General features: G+C 40.8%; 17 protein-coding genes and 4 pseudogenes. 6 read left to right on the plus strand and 15 right to left on the minus strand.

Going from position 1 to position 22,677, the window contains the following annotated elements:
• Nucleotides 1–275: 275 nt before the first annotated feature.
• From ANSO36C_RS24540 to ANSO36C_RS24555, 4 genes and pseudogenes are all read right to left on the minus strand, one after another.
• Nucleotides 276–1,010, minus strand: a complete 735-nt coding sequence (locus ANSO36C_RS24540) for a glutathione peroxidase (protein ID WP_251956642.1) — start codon at nt 1,008–1,010, stop codon at nt 276–278.
• A gap of 78 nt (nt 1,011–1,088) precedes the next feature.
• Nucleotides 1,089–2,018: pseudogene (locus tag ANSO36C_RS24545) on the minus strand (alpha/beta fold hydrolase).
• 22 nt (nt 2,019–2,040) lie between these two features.
• A complete protein-coding gene (locus tag ANSO36C_RS24550) occupies nt 2,041–2,865 on the minus strand; it encodes an SDR family oxidoreductase (RefSeq protein WP_251956643.1) in 825 nt (274 codons plus the stop codon).
• Between the two features lie 132 nt (nt 2,866–2,997).
• Nucleotides 2,998–3,483, minus strand: coding sequence for a glutathione peroxidase (locus tag ANSO36C_RS24555; RefSeq protein WP_251956644.1), 486 nt, complete (start codon nt 3,481–3,483; stop codon nt 2,998–3,000).
• Nucleotides 3,484–4,372: 889 nt separating this feature from the next.
• On the opposite strand from ANSO36C_RS24555, the gene ANSO36C_RS24560 reads away from it, so the two are divergent.
• The 3 genes from ANSO36C_RS24560 (at nt 4,373) to ANSO36C_RS24570 (ending at nt 8,627) form a co-directional block, all read left to right on the plus strand.
• On the plus strand, nt 4,373–5,854 hold the full coding sequence (locus tag ANSO36C_RS24560) for an ammonium transporter (protein ID WP_251956645.1): 1,482 nt from the start codon (nt 4,373–4,375) through the stop codon (nt 5,852–5,854).
• A gap of 383 nt (nt 5,855–6,237) precedes the next feature.
• Nucleotides 6,238–7,791, plus strand: coding sequence for an ammonium transporter (locus tag ANSO36C_RS24565; protein WP_251956646.1), 1,554 nt, complete (start codon nt 6,238–6,240; stop codon nt 7,789–7,791).
• 380 nt (nt 7,792–8,171) lie between these two features.
• Nucleotides 8,172–8,627 (plus strand): DUF2141 domain-containing protein, encoded by a 456-nt coding sequence (locus ANSO36C_RS24570; RefSeq protein ID WP_251956647.1) that lies wholly within the window; start codon nt 8,172–8,174, stop codon nt 8,625–8,627.
• A gap of 116 nt (nt 8,628–8,743) precedes the next feature.
• Here ANSO36C_RS24570 and ANSO36C_RS24575 read toward each other — a convergent pair whose 3' ends face one another.
• From ANSO36C_RS24575 to ANSO36C_RS24590, 4 genes are all read right to left on the minus strand, one after another.
• Nucleotides 8,744–9,886, minus strand: coding sequence for a peptidoglycan-binding protein (locus tag ANSO36C_RS24575; protein ID WP_251956648.1), 1,143 nt, complete (start codon nt 9,884–9,886; stop codon nt 8,744–8,746).
• A 62-nt stretch (nt 9,887–9,948) separates the two neighbouring features.
• Entirely contained in the window at nt 9,949–11,175 is a 1,227-nt protein-coding gene (locus ANSO36C_RS24580; protein WP_251956649.1) for an RNA-guided endonuclease InsQ/TnpB family protein, read from the minus strand.
• A gap of 635 nt (nt 11,176–11,810) precedes the next feature.
• Nucleotides 11,811–12,878, minus strand: a complete 1,068-nt coding sequence (locus tag ANSO36C_RS24585) for a DMT family transporter (RefSeq protein WP_251956650.1) — start codon at nt 12,876–12,878, stop codon at nt 11,811–11,813.
• A gap of 880 nt (nt 12,879–13,758) precedes the next feature.
• Entirely contained in the window at nt 13,759–15,414 is a 1,656-nt protein-coding gene (locus ANSO36C_RS24590) for a Ppx/GppA phosphatase family protein (RefSeq protein ID WP_251956651.1), read from the minus strand.
• A 399-nt stretch (nt 15,415–15,813) separates the two neighbouring features.
• Here ANSO36C_RS24590 and ANSO36C_RS24595 point away from each other — a divergent pair.
• Nucleotides 15,814–16,676: pseudogene (locus tag ANSO36C_RS24595) on the plus strand (4-hydroxybenzoate solanesyltransferase).
• Nucleotides 16,677–16,746: 70 nt separating this feature from the next.
• A pseudogene (locus tag ANSO36C_RS24600) lies at nt 16,747–17,515 on the plus strand (DsbA family protein).
• Nucleotides 17,516–17,604: 89 nt separating this feature from the next.
• On the opposite strand, the gene ANSO36C_RS24605 reads toward ANSO36C_RS24600, so the two are convergent.
• From ANSO36C_RS24605 to ANSO36C_RS33965, 4 genes are all read right to left on the minus strand, one after another.
• A complete protein-coding gene (locus ANSO36C_RS24605; RefSeq protein WP_251956652.1) occupies nt 17,605–18,048 on the minus strand; it encodes an acyl-CoA thioesterase in 444 nt (147 codons plus the stop codon).
• A gap of 115 nt (nt 18,049–18,163) precedes the next feature.
• Nucleotides 18,164–18,553 carry a tautomerase family protein gene (locus ANSO36C_RS24610; RefSeq protein ID WP_251956653.1) on the minus strand — a complete coding sequence of 130 codons (390 nt, stop codon included), beginning with the start codon at nt 18,551–18,553 and terminating at the stop codon, nt 18,164–18,166.
• Nucleotides 18,554–18,557: 4 nt separating this feature from the next.
• Nucleotides 18,558–19,145 (minus strand): TetR/AcrR family transcriptional regulator, encoded by a 588-nt coding sequence (locus ANSO36C_RS24615; RefSeq protein WP_251956654.1) that lies wholly within the window; start codon nt 19,143–19,145, stop codon nt 18,558–18,560.
• 358 nt (nt 19,146–19,503) lie between these two features.
• Entirely contained in the window at nt 19,504–19,632 is a 129-nt protein-coding gene (locus tag ANSO36C_RS33965; protein ID WP_267145333.1) for a hypothetical protein, read from the minus strand.
• Nucleotides 19,633–19,743: 111 nt separating this feature from the next.
• Here ANSO36C_RS33965 and ANSO36C_RS24620 point away from each other — a divergent pair.
• Nucleotides 19,744–20,544 (plus strand): annotated as a pseudogene (locus tag ANSO36C_RS24620) (sulfite exporter TauE/SafE family protein).
• Nucleotides 20,545–20,587: 43 nt separating this feature from the next.
• Here the strand turns inward: ANSO36C_RS24620 and ANSO36C_RS24625 are convergent.
• The 3 genes from ANSO36C_RS24625 to ANSO36C_RS24635 form a co-directional block, all read right to left on the minus strand.
• Nucleotides 20,588–20,761 (minus strand): hypothetical protein, encoded by a 174-nt coding sequence (locus ANSO36C_RS24625; protein ID WP_251956655.1) that lies wholly within the window; start codon nt 20,759–20,761, stop codon nt 20,588–20,590.
• Nucleotides 20,762–20,765: 4 nt separating this feature from the next.
• Nucleotides 20,766–21,629 (minus strand): hypothetical protein, encoded by an 864-nt coding sequence (locus ANSO36C_RS24630; RefSeq protein ID WP_251956656.1) that lies wholly within the window; start codon nt 21,627–21,629, stop codon nt 20,766–20,768.
• Nucleotides 21,630–21,813: 184 nt separating this feature from the next.
• Nucleotides 21,814–22,476, minus strand: coding sequence for a cadmium resistance transporter (locus ANSO36C_RS24635; RefSeq protein WP_251956657.1), 663 nt, complete (start codon nt 22,474–22,476; stop codon nt 21,814–21,816).
• Nucleotides 22,477–22,677 lie beyond the last annotated feature (201 nt).

A 22,677-nucleotide genomic window follows, 5' to 3' on the forward strand; every position in this document is an offset into this window, starting at 1 on the left:
AAAATACATCTACCCATCTGAAGATTTGTTAACTGCTGACTTTAAATATAATATAAGCAAATAATTAAAAGATTGACACAGTAGCGGCAAACGCGCCAAGTCTAATCGGATAAATGGTATTTAGAGAAAGTGATTTATAATTTGGAATGCGATCGCCTTACTAAAACTTTAAACACAAAAGTGGCGGTGATTGACCCTTGATCCCTGCAATAATGATCTTTGAATACGTTGTAGGGGCGCACAGTTATCTAGCTGTGTGCCCCTACAACTAAACCCTATTTAGCAGCGAAGTAGGCTTCTAATGCCTCAGAACCACCAATTAATTTACCATCGATAAATACTTGGGGAACTGTTGTCGCACCTGTAACTGCTCGTAAAGAGCGTGTGGTAATATCCTTGCCCAAGGTAATTTCTTCGTAATTAATGCCATGTTCGTTGAGCATCGTCTTAGCACGGGCACAGAAGGGACAACCAACTTTTGCAAACAGAGAAACAAGTTCAGGCTTCACTGCTTGGGGGTTAATATATCTGAGCATTGTCTCAGCATCAGACACCTTAAAGGGATCTCCTGGCTCGTCTGGTTCAATAAACATCTGGTTAATCACGCCATCTCTTACCAGCATAGAATAACGCCACGATCGCTTCCCAAATCCCAAGTCTGATTTATCTACCAGCATACCCATACCTTCAGTAAATTCACCATTACCATCGGGAATTAACGTGATATTTTCTGCCTCTTGATCCTTTGCCCATTCGTTCATCACAAAGGCATCATTCACAGAAATACAGATAATGTCATCGACACCATTTTGTTTGAAAACCCCGGCTAATTCGTTGTAGCCAGGGAGATGAGTTGATGAACAAGTCGGAGTATAAGCACCTGGTAAAGAGAAGACAACCACTGTCTTATTAGCAAATAGCTCATCGGTTGTCACATCCACCCACTGGTTGTTCAGGCGAGTATGAAAAGTGACATTAGGAACTCTTTGTCCTTTGCGATTGGGGAACATAATTTTGCTTGCCTTTAGTAATCAACTCCAGTCATAACCTATCATGGGAGAACTGATATAGTGTAACTATACAATTGGCTAAGAAAGTTCATTTATAAAGGTTGCGATCGCTGCAACAAACTCAGCAGTTGATTCATAGGGTAAAACATTACGCCCATTTATTTTTATACCTTGACCTTGAGGCAAACAAGCAAGATAGTGAGCCAAGCGTTCATCTGGTGTTTCTTTTCTATTGTCTTGGCTAATACTCGATGCAGTTTCTCCCATAACGGCTAATGTTGGTTGCCCAATAGAGGCTATATAACTAGTATAATCCTGTCGCCAAAACCCTGCTAAAAAAGAAAACACTGCATGGCGGCTAGCAGGATTTGCTGCACCTGCAACCAATGTATTTAACTACTCTGCATCCACAGCATTCTCAGAAGCAAAAAGTTGACGAGTCGAGAAAGAACGTAAAAATTTTGGAGTGCGTGCATAGCGATAAAAAGCACTGCCAAAAGGCGAATCAAACAGATTCCAAAGGACTTTTTGCCGCCATTCTGGTGATTTATTTGTCATCAAACCCCACGCTGGAGGCCCAGAAAGTACAAGTCCGGCAATTAAATTTGATTCCTTTTGAACTAGTTGAATAGCAACTGGCAATAAAGCACCTTGTACAACTACAATCACAGGCTTTCGGACTACAGTTTGTAAAAAGTACTGTAATTGTTCTGCCCAATTATCAGGAGTGTAAGCGACATGAGGCATATCACTTTCACCACATCCCAATAAATCAGGGTTGTAAATTGGATTACGCTGACCTGCATCATACCATTGGCGACAAAATCGTTGCCAAAATTGCCGCGATAATCCCACGCCAATCGGATGAATTAACAGCAAGGGAACGTCTTCATACGTTGTATTAATTGGTTGATGAACTTCGTAAGCGCAACGATAATTCTGCCAACTATAAAACTGGCTAGGAGATGCTGTCAAATTGGTTGTGTTAGCTACAGCAGATGGTTGCATAATTCCTAGTTGTTAGTACTTGCTAAAAAATTATCTGTGGATGAATCAATTGATATCCAGCTTCTTTGAGCTTTTCATTCGATACCCAAGCATTATATGGGCGGGTACTCTTGACAGTAGTATCCCATTTAACTTTGGGTAAATTATGTTTTTCAAATAAGCTATCTAACAAGTCTCGGCTAGTGAGATGTGCATCATCGACTAGATTGTAAATCCCTTGCAAACGATGTTCACGGGCAAATTCTATCGCACCAACAATATCATCTAGATGAATCCAATTTGTGATATCCTCGCCATTACCCGGATTGGTTGCACCAGAATATCTACTAAATATTTTCAACAGTTCCCTGCCAGTCCCATAAATTCCTCCTAAGCGAAAGATACAAACCCGAAGATTTTCGCTAGATGCTGATAGCAACACATCCTCTGTTTTTCGGAGAATTTGTGCATTTAAATTAGCGGGTGCAAGCGGTGTTTCTTCATCTACCCATACACCATTTCTGTCACCATACACGGCATAACTACCTGTGTATATTAATTGCTTAACACTCTTAATCTGCTGCAAGGTTGAAACTAAACTTTGGGCAGTTTGTAGATAAGTTTCTTCATAACTTTCCCTATCTTTTGCACCAACACTCAAAAGTACAACATCTTGATTTTGCAAAACTGATTTTAGACTATCTAGGTCATTACCACAGGTAACTACAACTCTTTGAGATACTGATTGTAGTGCAGGAACACGCTCAGGGGAAGTTGTGGTTACACTGACAACAAAATTCATCTTTTGCTGCCAATATTGAGCGACCTTATAACCAACATAACCACAACCAATGATTGCAACATTCATGACAAATTAGACACTAATAAATTAAACTACTTATTAAGAGAATATTCTCAGTTAAGAGACTGGACGTAAATAAATTTAACAGTCCAGAGCTAACAGTCAATAGTTAATATTACAAAGAATTTTACCCAATGACTATTTTGCTAATTCTTTCTCAATTATGGCAATTATCTCTGGTGAAGTTGGCTGGACACTACTATTAAATCGAGCTACCACTTCACCTTGCTTATTAACTAAAAATTTTTCAAAGTTCCAAGCAACAGTTCCCGTTGGCTCAACAGCTTTGGTAAGTCGCTCATAAAGTGGATGCTGCTGTGAGCCTTTAGCATGAATCTTATCAAATAATTCAAAGGTAACACCATATTTGCTCGTGCAGAATTGCACAATTTCTTCATTGCTTCCTGGTTCCTGCGCTCCAAAATCGTTACAAGGGAACCCTAAAATACGTAACCCTGTTTGTCCATACTTCTGGTTCAATTTTTCTAGCCCCTCGTATTGAGAAGTATACCCACAGTAGGAAGCCACATTTACAATTAAAAGCACCTTTCCTGTGTAGTCATTTAATTGCTTATCTTCACCGTTGATTGTCTTGACTGCAATATCCGAAATTGTGTTACTCATTTTAAATCTAGTTTATAGGGAATATTGCCAAGTTTCCCATATTACAGGTACTCTAAAGCCGGTTTCTTTCAGGAAATTAGCTTTGTTAATGATTGGCGTTGAATCGGCTAGGCTATCTGTAACCACAAGCTAGTAGGCGGAGCGTCTTTGCCTTTGTAACTGGCGCATTTGAGGAATTAGGCTATGAGTCTACACTTACAGCACTTCCAGCTATTATGCAATACAGTTTTTATCCTTGTCCCTCTCCTGTCATAGCTTTCAGTTTTGAGGATGTACCTTATAGCTGCCGGAAGTGCTGTATCTTGGATAAATAGTCCGATAAATCCGCTGTTTCAGGATAAGTATTGCAAATCTGCGTTGCTTTTGATACAAATTTTGGTGCAGAGATCAATTAACATATTTCTAAAGTAACAAACAATTAACTTTTTATATCAAAAATTAATAATATCCAAAATTATCCTATCCTGGCATCGGAAAATACTTAGCTATAAAGGATGTAGTTGCTTGAACTATTGGCTCAGGAGCTATATTTCATAACAAAAGTCAAAAATTGTATTCAGCGATACAGTTTTTTGGTTTAAGTAAATAGACAATCAATCAAATTTATTCGTTGAGGCATAAATTTACCAAAAGTAAAACAGGAAGTAGTCTAATAGTTTCTCTGAAGGAGTGTTTATATTTTTCTACCATCAGATTTTTTGATGTTAAAAAAAGTGTGTTTCCAGGAAAATAAATAACAGATATAGAGAATGAGATAATTATTTCCTAAAAATTTATTTCCTAAAAATTTTGCCTAAAAACTTATTTTAGTCAGCCTAATTAAATTAATTGATGTTAAAAATAGAATCAGCAACATCAATTACCAATTTTTGAGCAGTAAAAATTAGCAATGAATCAGCATATTAGACCCTGGCACCGCTTACTGGCGCTAGCGATCGCTTCAATGATATTTGCAGTTTTTGCCCCCACAATTGTACAGGCGGCAGACCCTCCCACTGTTCAATCTTTATCTGAAACTACAACGAAACTGCAAATTTCCGTTGATACTATCTGGGTACTAATCACTGGATTTTTAGTATTCTTCATGCAAACCGGCTTTGCTATGTTAGAAGCAGGTTTGAACCGCCAAAGAGATGTAGTTAACGCTTTACTAGAAAACTTTATTAACGCTGCTGTTACCATCTTAGTGTGGTGGGGAATCGGCTTTGGGATTGCCTTTGGTACAAGTGTAGGTGGGTTAGTTGGCATAGATACCTTTTTCCTTAGTCAACTACCTGGTGCTGATGGTAGCTATACATTGGGTGCGCCAGGTTCTACAGCTGCCATCAATACCTATACCTTGTTCTTCTTCCAGTTTGCCTTTACTGCTACCGCTACTACGATTGCTACTGGTTCAATGGCTGGAAGAACTGACTTTATTGGTGACTTAATTTACAGCGCCATTATGGGGGCCATCAGCTACCCAATCATCGTCCACTGGGTTTGGAACTCCAGCGGCTGGTTATCCAAATTGAGCTATCACGACTTTGCCGGTAGTTCTGTTGTCCACACCGTTGGTGGCTGGACAGCGCTGGTAGGTGCCTATTTGCTTGGGCCTCGTCCCGCTCGCCCGCCTTGGGGAACACTACCGCCAGCACACAATCTAGGGCTAGCAACTCTGGGAACAATGATTTTGTGGTTTGGTTGGTACGGGTTCAACCCTGGTTCAACCCTCAGCACTGGTAATACAGGATTGATTGGTTTGGTGACAGTTAACACCACACTGGCTGCCGGAGCCGGGGCACTTTCGGCGCTAATTTTTCAATATATTCGTAGAGGTAAGTGGGATTTAGTTTATTCTCTCAATGGTTCACTCGCAGGGTTAGTGGCAATTACAGCTCCTTGCGCCTACGTTGTACCTTGGGCTGCGGTTTTCATTGGGTTAACGGGTGGTATTTTGGTTACTCTGGGAGTGGATTTGATTGAGTCACTCCACATTGATGACCCGGTGGGAGCATTTGCTGTACACGGTATCAATGGCATGATGGGTACTTTATCCGTTGGCTTTTTAGGTCAAGCAGAGCTGACCCTTAACAAAAAAGCAGGATTATTTTTAGGTGGGGGCTTTGATTTATTAGGTATACAACTTTTGGGTATAGTCGCGATCGCAGTTTTCACTGTCGCCTTTAGCTTTTTGATGTTCGGTGGTCTAAAAGCACTAGGACACCTACGTGTCGATCCTCAAGGTGATTGCATAGGTATTGATGTTTACGAACACGGTGCGTCAGTATGGCCTGATGTTTATTCGATTAATCAATTTGATCAATTTATGCAAGAAGAAGACAAAAACCGCCCTAAAACTTCTGGAACTGACACCCTTGATAGCGAATAGAGCCAACAATGACGCTTTTAGCTGAAAAAAGCCATTTTACGGTAGCCATAATACATATTTCACTGATTCTTTGCCTCTTACTACCGGATTTTTTATTGACATTTCATTTTGGGAAATTTTCCTTTGGAAAATTATTTTTGAAAGATTAAAGATTAAGTGAAGAAGACTTGACTATTTTATAAATTAGATCATAAATTTCTTACGAAGAGCTACAAAAAACATTTACAGATGTGCAATAGTTTCTTAAACTCCTACTAAGGTTATTTGAATTTATGGTTTTTAAACAAGTGGTCTAAAGGAAAAATATCAAAAACGACAGGTTATAACTTTTGACGCTACTTTTCCCTCGTTCAAGGATAGTTTGGAGGATGACACTGAAATTTATGTACAAACAAAAATTGAAAACAAAAAAGAGGCATCTTTCTGCAAAAAATTCTCCGATAAACTCACAATTCAACTCCAAAGTCAAGCTATTTAATCTGATTAGGCGGCTCTCTCCCAGTTGGCAAGCTTGTTTACCTATAGCTTGTCTGATTGTGTTGGGTTGGGGTTATGCCGCAGTTGCCCAAACTCCAGCCGCAGGGCCAACGACAGCAGAACTAAAAGTTGCTCTTGACACCTTATGGGTTGCGATCGCAGCTTTTTTAGTGTTCTTCATGAACGCTGGTTTTTGTATGTTAGAAACAGGCTTCTGTCGCCAGAAAAACGCTGTCAATGTTCTTTCCAAAAACCTGATTGTATTTGCTCTGTCTACCATTGCCTTTTGGTCTATCGGTTTTGCCTTAATGTTCGGTGATGGCAACGACTTCATTGGATTAAATGGGTTTTTCTTAGGGGGAGCAGATAACAGTCCCGCCACAGGAGACGCTTATAAAGGTATCTTCGGTGCTATGAATTGGGCTGGTGTACCTTTAGCAGCCAAGTTTTTATTCCAGCTAGTGTTTGCTGGAACAGCAGCAACAATCGTTTCTGGCGCAGTAGCCGAACGAATTAAGTTTGCTGACTTCCTAATTTTCAGCCTCTTACTTGTAGGTATTGCCTATCCCATTACCGGACACTGGATTTGGGGTGGTGGTTGGCTAGCAGACAGAGGCTTTTGGGATTTTGCCGGTTCTACAGTGGTTCACTCTGTAGGTGGCTGGGCAGCTTTGATGGGAGCAGCATTTCTTGGGCCTCGTCTTGGTAAATATCAAGATAAGCAAGTCGTTGCTATGCCCGGCCACAACATGAGTATTGCTACATTGGGCTGTTTGATCCTCTGGTTGGGCTGGTTTGGTTTCAATCCCGGTTCTGTAATGGCTGCCGATCCTGGTGCAATCAGTCACATTGCTGTAACCACTAACATGGCTGCTGCTGCTGGTGGAATTGGCGCTACTATTACAGCTTGGTTGTACTTAGGTAAACCAGACCTGTCAATGATTATCAACGGTATCCTGGCTGGCTTGGTTGGTATTACAGCGCCTTGTGCTTACGTAGGTATTCCTGCTTCTTTAGTCATTGGCTTGATTGCTGGGGTACTGGTAGTTTTCTCTGTAACATTTTTTGACAAACTTGGCATTGATGACCCAGTGGGAGCTACCTCAGTTCACCTAGTTTGTGGCATCTGGGGGACTCTAGCAGTGGGTCTATGGTCTGTTGGCCCTGGTGTTTATTCCTGGTATGCACTTGGCCCAGAAAAAGGTTTATTTGCAGGTGGTGGTCTTGGGCAGTTTGGTGTTCAGTTTCTGGGCGTTGCCACAGTAGGTGGCTTCACTGTTTTACTCAGTAGTATTTTTTGGCTAGCCCTGAAAGCCACTTTAGGTATCAGAGTATCTAAAGAAGAGGAACTAGAAGGTTTAGATATCGGTGAACACGGTATGGAAGCCTACAGTGGATTTCTCAAAGAAGGTGATGCAACTGGGTTTTCTGGAGAAGAAAGCTCAATTGGCAGATATTAGAGTAAATATTTCTTTGGTTTACTCTCTGGCATATTCCTAATATGAGCTACCAAGACACCATTAGTAGATTGAACTGATTCCGCAAAATTCTTTATCGAAGCGGGGAAAAGTAGGAGGTATAAAACCCCCTACTTTTTCAAATCTTTACATATAGCATCAGTTACCCTGCGGGAGCTTGCTACAGTCGGGGTAAAAGTCCCCTTCTGAAATGTCTTTAATTTTGAATTATTAACCCCTTGTCTCTTCGTTAACGCCGACTTACTTAGAAAGGTATAAAATTAAACATATCAATGTCCTTGCGAGTATTAACTGAATAATGCCACCATGAGTCTGCCTGATCTGAATCAAAGTTAATACTTATTTTACCTTGTGAAAAATTTATGGTTAAAGGATGGAGAGTTGGTATGCTGCTATTGGTAGCTATGGGAAATCTGGCATGGTCATTGAGTGCCAAGGCGAATTTTAACGGCAAACTCACCGTAGAAATTGATGGCTTGAAGAATAAACAAGGACAAGTCTGTGCGAGCATATTTGCTAGCAGTGAAGGATTTCCTAGCGATCGCAATCGCGGCTTACAAAAGCAGTGTACCAAAATTACTGATACCCCCTTACCCATTACCTTTAAGAACTTGAAAGCAGGCAGTTATGCCGTTGCTGTCTTCCACGATCAAAATAATGACAGCACTCTCAATAGCAATCTTTTTGGTGTACCAAGCGAAGGCTTTGGATTTTCCAGCAACCCAGAAATTCTCGCAAGAGCGCCCAAATTTAGCGAAGCAGCATTCTTGGTCGCTGGCCCAGATACCAATATCCAAATCCAGCTAAAATATTTTTAGAATGGCGTTACAGTACGCAAACTAGGTTTAAAAGTTAGATATAAAGCCTATTTTACTCGTGACTCTGCCAATTTTGAATTGAAGGAAAAATCTAAAATCGAATAACTACTTATAATCTATTGCTCTGAATCGTTGTGCGAATCTTCCGCTAAATTATCTTGTTCGGGCAAACCACGCATTCGATTCATCTGAGTTAAAGCATATCGTGCTGTTGCTTGCACTTCGGCATCTGGGTCTTCTAGCGCATGACGCAACATCTGGCTCATTTGACCCATCATGTCATAAACACGCGTCAGGTCACGGATAGCATTTTGCCGCACCTCTGGACTTTCATCTTGGATTGAAATTGCTAAAGCACGGTTCATCGGTTTGAGTGTGCGGGTGCCAATTTCTGCCAAAGCCGCCAAAATTAAACTACTTTCTTGAGAGTCAGCATCAATCATCAGGTCAACCAGATGCTGAATTGCCCGCGAATCTCCCTGCTGGCCCAAATCCCAAATAGCCTTGCGCCGCTTCGTTGGGTCAGAACTACGTAAGTCTTGAATTAATTCATCAACAATATTGAGTTTAACAAGACGGGAAGTTTTTTCTGGTAGCAATAACTGTGTAGACAGCGATGGTGCATCTGTTTGTGGATTAGTTGTTATCTCTGATAAGGGTAGTTTAATTGGCTCTGTGTTAGCTTCACTCAAAATTTTATTCTCTAACATTTCGGACTTTTCAACTCGTTTGACCTGACGAAACGACCTCAGCGCGTAAGAAAGCGCGCCGATGCTTCCTAAAACTCCAATGCCAAATATTAACCACCAAACAAAACTTCTCTCGGCTGGCTGGGGTTTTGCAGTTGGTATGGAAGTAAAGACAGGAAATGGAACTTTTGGAGCGGTGACTATCTGACTTTTAGCAGCCAAAGCTGTTTGCAATCTCCCCCTAGTCTCCTGACCGGTAATACCATCTACTTTTAAACCTTTTGCTTTCTGGAATTTAGATACAGCGATTTCTGTAGTAGCATTGTACTCTCCATTTACCGCGCCACTGTAATATCCCAACTGCTTTAATTGGATTTGTAGCCTCTTCACATCTGAGTTTCGGCTACCATATCTCAAAGTAGCTGGACTAGCAGTAACTGTCGAACTAGCTTGTGCAAGTTCTAAAATTTTCGGTGCTAGGTTAGGTGTCGCTGTGCTTGCGCGATTTGGGACAAAACCCAGGCAAGAAAAACAGGTAAATATTAAAATTGAGGAGCGGCATAGCCTCATATTAAAAGTTTCAGCCTAAACGTGCTTTTAAAGTATTCGATACCACATTGACACTCCCCGCACTAAAGTGACGGGGATTCTTGGTTCCGTGACTCGCCGTTAGACAGCAGGCTTGCACCAACTGCCCAAGAGGGCAAATCTCCCCAAGCGTAGCTTCCGGTGTGCCCCACCGTAGTTAGTCCTAATTTCAAAATATTGATGCTGGCATTCACATCCCTATCTTCCACATAGCCACAATGAGGGCAGACATGGGTTCTTGTAGACAGAGACTTCTTCACCTTTTCACCACAATTAGAACAATTCTGACTTGTGTTATGAGGAGGTACGGCAACCGTCACTTTCCCATATTTATGTCCAAAATATTCTAACCATTGACGGAAAGTTGACCAGCCAGCATCAGATATTGATTTAGCTAGATGTCGATTTTTTACCATGTTCTTCACACTTAAGTCTTCATAGGCTACCAAATCATTAGATTGGATGACGGAGTATGCAACACGCTTGCAATACTCTTTTCGCTGCCTACTTACTCTTAGATGCTTCCTTTGATATCTGTTTCTAGCTTTATGGTAGTTGGATGATTGTCTAATTTTGGCTTTCTTCTTCGCGGGACTGAACTTCTTGGACTTCTTGCGATTCGCTCGGTTTAACTGCTTCTGGGACGAACGGTAGAACTGGGGAGATGGTTCAACATTGCCTTTGCTATCGGCAATGAAATACTTTAGCCCTAAGTCAATACCGACTACCTGTAGGGTAGGTTGAGTTTCAACTTTAATCTCGACATCAATGGCAAACTGAGCGTAATACCCATCAGCACGACGTACTAACCGAACGCGCTTAATTTGTTTGATGTCGTAGAAATTAAGGTCGTAGGTTCCCTTCAGTTTCAAAGTTCCAATACCTTTCTTGTCAGAGAAAGTAATCGCTTTACGATTGGTGGAAAGTTTAAACCCAGTAGTTTTATATTCAACTGAGCGGCAATGCTTTTTAAACTTAGGGAACCCCTTTTTACCTTTAACTTTCTTCTTGCAATTATCGTAGAATCGCGCTATCGCAGACCATGCACGTTCCGCCGCAGACTGCCTAGCCATTGAGTTGAGTTCATCCGCAAAGGGAAAAACGTCCGCTAGTACAGCGCAATATTTATTGAGGTCGTATCTGCCAACATTTTTATTATCCATCCAATAGCGCAAGCACTTATTTTGAATGAATTGACTTGTTCGGATAGCTTCATCAATAGCCCTATACTGCTTATCTTTTCCCTTAACTTTGAACTCGTAAACAATCATGGAATCGACCAATTAACCACTATATTATGTTACCATGATTTACATAAACACCACCAAATAAATTTGCTTCCTTCGCTTATATCCCCCGCATGAATGACGGGGGTTTTACGCATCACGACTCATAACTTCTATATGACCAAATGTTAACTGTAACGCATTCCCCACGGACGAATCCGGAGGCTTTTAGTAGCCCTGAGAAATAGCGGCTTAGAACGCGCACAGGTTCCGAAACACTATCCCCTGAACCTCTAGGCGCGGTTACGATTAAACAGAGGATGGACTCATCCCCACGCCCCAAAAACACATTGGTTTGCCACTTAGCAAGCAGTGTGTTTCTACCCTATCAAGGCTACGCGACAGCCTCTATGTCTACTGGCGAAGCCGTTTCTGCGGGTTTACACAGTGTAAGCGCCCATTTCAACATACTCTTATTATCTCATGCAACACAAGTATTTTTGGACAGCGTTAGCGACGCGCAAGGCGAGTCCGCGAGCGTCTTAAAATCGCCTACGCCTTGCCCCCATGTTTGAAAACAGGGGCTTCCACGGCGAGAGGTGTTTGGTGATTTTTTATTAGCGTTGGGCATTAAGCATGGTTATTCTCGTTGTCCCTTTGTCCCCCTCATCTTCCTCTAGTTAGGGTAAAATTTCTGGTTCAGATTCTCTAACTGCTAAGGTTATGGGGTTTAATTTTTTAGCAGAAGCTTCTAAAACTGGTTGCTGTATATTAGCTATTTCGCCGACTGTCATTGTGTCGTTTTGTCCTGCTAAAGTATCACGTTGGTTAATGAGATAGATGCTAATTAAAGTTAGAAAAACACCTACCCACTGCAACGGACTCAGGACTTCTGAGAGGAAAAGATTGCCGAATATTAGGGCAAATACAGGTGTGAGGAAGGTGAGAGAACTAAGACTCGTGAGACTGCCACTAGAAGCAAAGTAGAAGAATAACCCATAAGCGATCGCACTACCAAATACGGTAGCATAGCCCAAAGCTATTAAATCAGAGCCTCCCAGATTCTCCCACTGCTGGGATTCAACAACTGATGAAATTCCCCATAGTGGCAATCCACCTAAAATCATGTGCCATCCCGTAGCAGTTACGGGGTCAGCATACCTACACACAAATCGAATCAACACCGTTCCCACTGCCATTGATAGCGCTGCTAAGAGCATCAACCACTCGCCGCTAGCAAACAAATCTTGCCAGTTGCCAATTGTCATATTTGCGCCTGAGTCGAGAAAATGTAAAATCCACTCATCAGGTAAGCCAATTAAACTAATGCCTGTGACTCCCAAGCCTAGCCCCAGCCATCCCCAAAAACCAATGTGTTCTTGAAATAGCCACAACGACAACAAGGCAACAGCTAAGGGTTGCGAGTCAATCATCACAGACCCTAACCCCGCACTGGTTCTGACTAATCCCTCTGCCAAAAAGCCTTGAAATAGTGTCCCATCTACTAGGCCAAATAAAGCAATCCACAGCCACGCAGCCCAACCCTTCGGTTGGGGTTTATCCATGAATGCTGCTGCAATCAGAATTAACATCCCTGCTGGTATCAGACGCACCCCCGCCATGAATAGCGGTGTGGTGTGAGGTATTACTCCTTTCATGGCTACCATTGCCGTCCCCCATAAGAAAAAGGGGGCAATTAATAAAAGAGGGGCGAAGGGAAGTTGAGATGCACTGAGTTTCAGTTGCATGGGTTTGCTGATGCCTTTGTTTAACAAGCGCAAAAATTGCTTTACCCAATTTTACCGAATTATGTAGTTTTGCGATCGCATAGCCCGTCGTAGTCATCACCTCTGGCAGGTGCTTTGCACCACCGCATAGTCTCTTGGAGACAAAGAATTAATACTTAGATGTAGCTAAAGTTACTGAAGAGTAATTCAGAACTCAGAAGCCGAATCCAGAATTGATTCTGTGCGACTGGATGTATAAGGGAGGTTTAGAGCAAGCGATTTTAAAGGCGGTGATATTAAATTCTTTCCGTGACTCTTCGCCCTGACTACTCGGATATTCTGACCGGAAAAGTGGATAGTGTAGCGTAGAGCCTTCTCTAAGAGAGGCTGCGCGAACGGAGAGGCAATCTACGCAACGCATCTTGTAGAGAGCGTCTTGCAATTTTTAATTAATAGTTTTTAATTTCTAATTGGAGCAAAGCGACACTGAGCCTATTTTATTGAAATAATATTATATAAGGATATCTAAGTTTTCCCGGCTTAGATATCCAATAGCAACATAACCTATATTAAATAGATTGATAACTCTATTCTAATTACTAGTTTTTCTTTTTAAATGCTTCTTGAGGCAGCTTATAAATTGGTACTTAAGTAGGATGCCAAAATTAGATCAAAGGTTTAATCTAATTTACAAAGTATATAAGATAAAAAACCTTGTTTTGTAATAGGGAATTTTGTTATTAAGTAAATATACTTTATTTAACAGCGACTAAACAAACTCATGTAGTTTTTACCTCAATTTTTTATATTGAGTCTAACTCTTTAGGGGGCGCAAGAGCTTGTACCCCCTAAGATGGGATGTTTTTTACTGGAAGTCCCCTACGTTCACACACCCTACCTTCTAAGATAATTTAGCAGCGCTAGACTTCTCTAAAGTCGCTACTAATTTTACTCCAAATTCTTCCTCAAATACTCCTTTTTTATAATCCAAACTCCAAAGTTCTAAAGCACAATCATCATTAGTCTGAGATGGAAAAATAAGCAGGTTTACCTGCCGAAATTGGGGATAATACTCACATTGCACATGAGCGATCGCACCAATTTGTCGTCTATCTAATGCCACTGCCAATCTTAAAATTGCACTCAATTGACTGATCATTTGTCGCTGGTGCTTAGTCAGCAACATTTGGGAATTTTCATGTTTTTTCTTAGGCGGCGATTTGCGATGATAACGCGCTAAATTAGCAATGATTTCAATCTCGGTTTCTGTATAACCGAGTAATTCTCCATTGCGAATTAAATAGTATGAGTGTTTGTGGTGAGATGAGTGGCTGACATAATGACCGCAATTGTGTAGTATTGCAGCGGCCCACAGTAGCTGCCGCTCGTCAGACCCCCAGTGGTGTAATGTACCTTGAGTTTGATCAAATAAACTCTCAGCAAATTTGGCGATGCGATCGCTATATTCTAAATTGACATGGTATTTATTAGCGAGTTTGAGAACATTCCGCTCCCGAACTGAACTTTGGTAGCGTAGCTTATCTTCAATTAAACCGTGGGTTAGCATCCAGTCTACGATTACGCCTTCCCGCAGAGAACGCTCACAAACTGTTACCGATTCACTACCCAAAAGCGTCATTGCTTCCTGTAATATTACTGCGCCGGCAAGTATAACTTCAGGGCGCTTCTCTGGCATCCCAGGTATGGCAGCCCTTTCTGAATTACTCAATTTCCGCAAGCGATTTACCAACTCTCCTAAGTCTTTCAGATTAAGCTGGTAGCCATTGAGAGTGGAAGGAATCATACCCGATTTTTCTCGTGCATGAATCATTGCCAGGGTTTCAATTGTGCCAGATGTACCCACTAAACGCGGAGACTCGCCAACCTCTAGGTTTGCTAACAATTCTTCTACAGAACGTTCTAACATCCCGCCTGCATAAGCTTGCAACTTTTCAAACTCAGTATTGCTGATGGGATCAGTAGTGATTAACTCACTAGTCAGTCTCACTGCACCAACTTTGGTACTGGTGAGAACACGTGCTTGGTGACTATCACCCAAAACCAATTCTGTGGAACCACCGCCAATATCAATAATAGTATGGGGCTGGTTATTAAACTCCATGCCTGATAGCACGCCAAGATAGATTCGTCGCGCTTCTTCTTGACCAGAAATCAAGTCAACGCTTAAACCCAACTCCGTTTCTATTTTGTGCAAAAAATCTTTACCATTGGGGGCTTCCCGCACAGCACTAGTTGCGACGGCAATGATTGTTTCAGCATTGATAGTTTTGGCAACTTCTTGGAAGCGTCCTAAAGCTGCGATCGCTTTTTTAATGATCTCTGGTTTGAGTTCCCCTGTAGTCAGATTGCGATCGCCAAGTCTGACAGTTTCTTTTTCCCTAGCAATAATGCTGAAAGCTGGTAGTGTGGGATCAATCTTCACTACTACCATGTGTAGAGAATTGGTTCCCAAGTCAATGGCAGCAATAATCCGATGTTGCTTAGGTGGTTGAGTTGGAACACTCTCCCAGCTAGCCGAAGCTACTGAATTCAGCATCTAGTTTTCTCTCTTTATAAGAAATGATGGCAAACGGTGGTATGTCGGGGTAGCTGGCACTGCTATTTATTGCAACACACTTGCTCAGATTGAGCGCTGTTAGCGGTAGCGGGACGTTTAGCCCGTATTGAGTATCAAATTAATTAAAATACTCAATATTTAAAACTCAGTTTAGCCGAGGGCAACTGAGCTAAGTATATTCACTCTACTGCTTCTAACCTAGTGACTATTTAAAGGTATTTTAAAGTTGCCATTTTGGGTTATGTTTTTTACAAATAACAAATAACGTTATTCTATAGATGTAAAGATGTGTGAACTAAAGAATAGGGCATAGGAGCAAAAAAGCGGAAAAATAACTAATTCCCAATGCCCCATGCCCAATGCCCCATGCCCAATCCTATGTTAACAACGCCAAAACATCCCCAAGAACCAGTTTTGTTTGTAATTATCCGGCTTTTGCGCTGGCATAAACCAGAAGGACGGTTAATTTTAATGATTCCTGCCCTTTGGGCTGTGTTTTTAGCAGCTTCTGGGAAACCACCTTTACCTCTGGTTGGTGTGATTATATTAGGTACTCTAGCCACGAGTGCCGTTGGATGTGTTGTGAATGATTTGTGGGATCGAGATATTGATCCACAAGTGGAGAGAACACGCGATCGCCCCCTCGCTTCTCGCGCCTTATCTGTGAAAGTTGGTATTGTAGTTGCGATCGTTTCGCTACTATGTGCAGCTGTTCTTGCTTTTTATCTTAACCCCCTGAGTTTCTGGTTATGCGTAGCAGCAGTGCCTGTAATTCTGTTGTATCCAGGTGCAAAGCGAGTTTTTCCTGTACCGCAACTGGTGCTTTCCATCGCTTGGGGCTTTGGGGTATTAATTAGCTGGAGTGCAGTTACACAAAACATCTCCCAACCCACTTGGTTACTTTGGGGCGCAACTGTATTGTGGACGTTAGGATTTGATACAGTTTACGCCATGAGTGACAAGGAAGACGATCGCCGCATTGGTGTTAACTCTAGCGCTCTATTTTTGGTGATTATGCCCCTGTAGCTATAGGAATTTTCTTTGCTGGCACAATTTTGTTATTAGCTTGGTTAGGCGTAGTCATACATCTGCACTTAGCCTTCTGGATTAGTCTTGCAGTTGCTACTATCGGCTGGATTTGGCAGTCTCTAGGATTAAGAAAGCAAGATTTACCTAACCCTGTATATGGTCAAATGTTCCGGCAAAACGTGTGGATTGGTTTTATTTTACTTGCTGGATGATTGCTGGATTCTTTTTAACAAGTAATCTATAGAATCCCCTTGAAGAAATAAATATTTGTGAGTTTTTTGTATGGTTAGATTCTCTGATTGGTTTAATCCATTACTTCAACATCTGCGTATCTTGGGTAGCAATAGGTCTGCTATTTTTGGTTATCACCTGGTCATTTCCGGCACAAGCTACCAGCACTATTGATCCGCAGTTAGAACAGCAAGTATTACAAATTATCCGAGAACACCCAGAGGCAATTATTGAATCTGTTCAAGCCTATCAACAGCAACAACAACAGCAAGTAAAGCAAGCACGGCAAGCATTTTTACAGGATTTAAAAACGAATCCTCAAATAGTCATTGGTGAGTCTCCTACTACAGGTTCAACTCATCGAAAACTGTCCTAATAGAATTTTCAGATTTTCAATGTCCCTATTGTGCTGAGGCGCATAAAACCTTGAAAGAACTGTTAGCGAATTATCCTGGATAAACTAAGATTGGTTTATAAGAATTTACCCCTGAGTTCAATTCATGTTGAAGCATTGCCATCTGCAAAAGCGGCTTGGGCTGCACATCAACAGGGAAAATTTTGGCAATATCATGATGCCCTATTTACTAATCAAAAACAACTAGGTGAAGCGTTATATTCAGATATTGCTAAAAAGCTGAATTTGGATTTGGGTAAATTTAAAGGCGATCTTACTCTTGCTACTCCCGCAATTACAAAAGATATTCAACTAGCTGAAAAATTAGCTGTTGCTGGCACACCTTTCTTTGTAATTAATAGTCCAACTTTTTCAGGAGTGGTTCAGCTAGCAGACATCAAAAGCATATTGGCTGATGCTAAATGAGAAAGAGCCAGAAGACAGAATTCCGAATCAAGATGCTCTTTCCAAGAAGCTGCACGTAGCTTGATTCTCCACAGGATTACGCGGACTTGCTAGTTTTCCTGGATTCCTTGTTGATGCTGTAAATATTTCTTCTGTAATTCCTCTGGAATGGGGATAAGGCGATTATTTTGCAAACTGACAAAACCCCCCTTCTGGGTAGCTACTGCTGCTAACTCATTATTAGATAAAATTTCCGCTTGTATAGTCCACTTCAAGCGTCCTAAATTACTCAGCCATAGACGTCCAATTACTTGATCGATAATCTTTATTGGGCGTTTATATTCAATTTCTGTTCCAGCGAGAATTGGTGTATATCCTTGCTCAATTTGTTGATTGAGTTGCCAATGTTCATCTAAAAACTTTAAACGTAAATCCTCTAGCCATCTGATATAGACAATATTACTCACAATTCCCATAAAATCAATGTCGTATGTTCTTACAGGAATTGTCAATACTACTTCTAAGGCTCTGTGTGAGTTGTTGTTTATTAACATTATTCCTCTTTGTAATTTTAAAACCAATCGGTCTGTAAAATTATAAAAAATTTTACTTTTTTCAAGCAAGTATGGATAATTATTAATTGCCTAATAATCCATTATCCACAAAACTTCAAACTTCTACTTTGTAGTTTAAGATTAACTCGTCGCCAGGTAAACCTCTAATACCCCAGTTGGATTTAGGGGTTTCAAAAATTGTGATTTCAATATCATCCGCAGGAATATTAAACTTTCTATTAATATTCTTAATTAAGAGGCGAATCAACTCTTTTATCGTTTCGATTGAGCGCCCATCAAACATACTAATCTCGATAATCAGATAATTATCTGTTCTATCAGATGGATAGTAAAAATCTGATTTATCCAGTGGGAAAAAACGATGAAATCTTTTTTCAGGAGTAAGCTGTAAAACTTCTATAAGTGAGGTATGGATTATATTAGATAGCTCCATTTTAATAGGATTTAATTTGTCTGCTAAAGCATATACTTTGATTTGTACCATACACTTAAAGGTTAGTTTCTAAATATTGATTCAGATAATTAATTACCCTATGCATGTGAACTGAATCTCCATAAAGCTTGCTCATCATAATCGCTCCTTCCAGCGTTGCAATTATGATGGTAGCGATTTCATCAGCACTCACTTCAGAACGAATTTCCCCCTTTTCAATTCCTGTTTCAATAATCCGGCGAATCAGATGCAGCCAAGAGTTCATTGCCTGTTGAGCGCGTTCTCGCAACGCCGGATGAGCATCATCACTCTCTACAGCAGTATTTAGCAGTGGACAACCCCCCTTGAAAGGTGGATTTTCTGCAAAGCTACTAAATACCCCAATGATTGCTTGCAAGCGTTCTACTGCGTGGCGTTTGCTTCGCAATGCTAATCTAGTATGCTGCTTAATGTGAGCGATCGCAAAATCAAAAGCCTGTAGTGCAAGATCATCTTTACTTTGGAAGTGATTGTAAATTCCTCCTTTCTGCAATCCAGTGACACGCATAATATCTGACATAGACGAACCTGCATAACCCTGTTGGTTAAACAGTTCGGCTGCTTGGTAAAGAATTCTGCTTTTTGTTTCTTCGCCTTTGGACATTACAGCGATTTTTAAAGTAGGGATTGGTGTATTTAATAAAATTTACCGACCGATTAGTCTGATTTAATTAATTCACGATAATTGCTTAAAAGTCAAGTGTTTTTAGCATTGAGTAATGAATCGAGTATGGGGCATCAGAAAAACTTCCCTAATCCCTAATCCCCAGCCCCCAAGTGTATCATCCAGACATTCGAGCGAGATACAGCACTAATACGCTGGACGTTTAATCATGTTTACTATTAAAATACGGTAAGTGCATCGCATTACCGGGTTTTATATATAAAACCGCAAAAAATCAGTTATAAGTTGAGTTGAACAAAGCAACTGACCTATAAACAGCTATAAAAGCCTGTTTTAGCTAAATACCAGTCGTGATGCTTCCAAAAACTTCTAGATAGGTTTTGAGTTCTCCAGGAATTCTTTGCCCTAATTTTAACTGGATAACTTTTGTGTAACTCATTCCTTGTGAAACACAATAACTTGCCATGACTAGCTCTGTTTATTACTGGGCTATGGTTCGGCTGAGTTGCTGCTATTTAGTAGTGAAGCTTTAGCTGACTTTCAGTTCAATCTGATTGTACTTGAAACCCTTGGGAGTATGCATTATTTATTACTACCGTTCTTAAGCTTTTTTGTTGGCATCATCGTTGGTTTAACCGGAATTGGCGGAGCTTCTCTGATTACACCAATGTTGATTTTTATTTTTCAGGTTCCGCCTTCTATTGCTGTGAGTTCTGATGTTGTGGCTGCCACATTAATGAAAATTGTTGGTAGCGTCAAACATTGGGAACAGAAAACACTTTGATACAGAAGTTGTTAAATGGTTAGCATTTGGGAGTGTTCCCGGCTCACTGTTCGGCGTGGGGATTTTGCACTTCATTAAACGTACAGGTGAGTATAACCTAGATAACATCTTGCTCCGTTTGCTTGGTGGGATGATTTTGCTAGTGACAGTGTTAGCACTAGTGCAATTGTTGTTATTGACTTTTTTCCCAAAATTTAATTTACCTGAATTGCCAAAGTTAGACTTACAAACTAACTTTGGCCGTTTGCTAACAATCACTTTAGGAGCAGTTTTAGGCTGCTTCGTTGGTTTAACTAGCGTCTCTTCAGGTTCAATATTTGCCCTAATGCTGATTGGGTTTTTCCGCCTTGCTGCCCGGAAGTTAGTGGGTACAGACATTTCACACGCAGGCAATTTTACTACTGTTTACAGCCCTTGGTCATCTCAGCCTGGGAACAGTTGATTGGAGTTTAGTATTGCCTATATGGTTAGGTTCTGTACCTGGGGTGTTACTAGGTGCTAAAATCTGCCAAGTCGCTCCCCAACGGCCACTAAGGTTTATTATTTACGCCATCTTGATGATGGGTAAGTTGGAAATTAGTTCATCAGGTTTGAAATAACTAAGTAACAGAGTTTGGTTGTAAAAGTTTTTCGCTGCTTACTCACTCTCCAAAAAGACAGCACCCAGATTAGGTGCGGCTAAATCTATCCCTCCGTTCGTTCCAGTGTTTGTAGGAAAACAAGAGTTAGTGACATTCAGCAATGTTTTTGGAGTGCAAGTAACATCAGGGGCAAATAGAGAGTAACCATAAACCTTTTTTCCCTGTGACACGAGTTCATCGGTGCGAATCAGAATACCTCCTAAAACTTGGTTGGGTGGAATAGTTAGTGGCAGGGTTTATGGGAATTCCAGAATTATTTTTAGCAGCATTATTCAGGAAATAATATTGGGGAATGGGGTCTTGTAACGGTGTTTTACCCCAGGTGGAAGCTGCTATCACGTAAATGGGGCCATAAGAAGTGGGATTTCCGTGTTTATCCACACTTGTAATCGCCGCAATACCGAAACCATCGTGTCCAGTAGGTAATCCACGCTCAAAGACTGTAAAGCGAATTTTATTACTTGCCTTCACAGGTTTAACAAGCACAAAGTCAAGCCGCTCGATGCTAGCGTTACCGTTGTAAGGTGTGCCGCCTAAATTTGCACCTGTGTTAGTAAAAACGTTATCTGGGCCTGCTAATATATTGTTGATACTAAATAACGTTTTCTCTGGAAGTGGGCCCAAACTAAGAAAGTTAAAAGTATTAGAGGAAGAATCAAAACTGCCCTGGTAGTAAGCTAGCTTTCTGTCATCTGTGGAGGGGTTACGACGAATCTGCACAAAAGCAGGGATGGATCTAAATGTTGTGCTTCCTCCTGTGGTTGTCAATCCTGTAATTGATTGAATTTGCCCCCCGAAATTGAGAGTAAAGGTATTGCCTGCAAATTCGCTGTCACCTGCAATGTTGGTAATAGATATATTCGGAAATGAAGCAGTGTCGGTAGTGATTGAAGTGATATCTTGCCCTATTATCTGAGCTTGTGCTGAGTTAAAGCATAAAAATGGGGCGATCATGGAAATCAGACAAAAACTAGGTTGAATATTTGGGCGAAAACGGATAGGATTGCACCCAATTGCAGAGATAAGGGAGTGTTGCATGACATAGCTTCCAATGATTGAAAAAATCATTGTTGATTATATTGATGCTCAAGTCACGTTTTGGTTAAGAATTGGTAAACAAAAAGTTTTTCTCCCAAGAGCGAACAGTAACGATTTAATTTTGAATTGCAGATTGGGATTTTCATCGTTCAATCTCAAATCCAGATTCAACATCCAACATCGATTAACTTCTTACCCAAGGTAGTAGAGTGAATGTACCTCGTTCATACATAATAAACAACCCCAAGCCAATTAACACAAAAGGTACGGCAGCTTGACCGTAGCGACTTAAAATATCAGCAATGGTAGGTTGACGGCTTAAAAAATATGCGATCGCACACCAAACCCCTACCATGATAAAAAATATACTTAGAATTACTCCCAAGCTGGTAAGATCCTGACCAGCGAATAAAGGAATATATATACCAATATTGTCACCACCATTAGCGATCGTTACTGCTGCCACTTTATAAGTTTGGGGGTGCAAAACACTCAAAATAAAAGACAATACCGAGTTAGTCGGTGTGAACTGCCCAAAATCACTACTTACTGTCTGAACTGTTGTAGTTTCTTCTTTTCTAGATACTAATTGTTGAATTCCAATTGCTATTGGTAGTAGTCCTAGCAATCCTATCCATTCTCGCGGTACAACCAAGCCACCAAAAAATCCTGGTAAGCTAGCGATGATAATGACTGCAAAACCCAGATATTGACCGAGTAAGATATGCCGCCGCCGAAAATTAACATCTATCTGTGAAAAAAATATTAACAAGATAAAGATGTCATCTATGTTAGTGGCGATAAAGGCAATTATCCCTTCACTGAAGGCTGTCCCTAGCTTACTCATGCTGGATTTTTAGAATCTACGATTTACTACCATACCAAATTAACCTTCTGTCACAATTACAAAGATTTAAGCACAAAGGTTTTAAGTTTACAAATGTTAGTAGGTTGGGTTGAACTTTAGTGTTACCCAACATCAAGCCTTAATTGTTGGGTTTCGTTCCTTTACTCAACTTACGCAAGTTAAGATTTTTATAGTTAACTA

This window comes from Nostoc cf. commune SO-36 (genome assembly GCF_023734775.1).
GTDB classification, from domain to species: Bacteria; Cyanobacteriota; Cyanobacteriia; order Cyanobacteriales; family Nostocaceae; genus Nostoc; species Nostoc commune_A.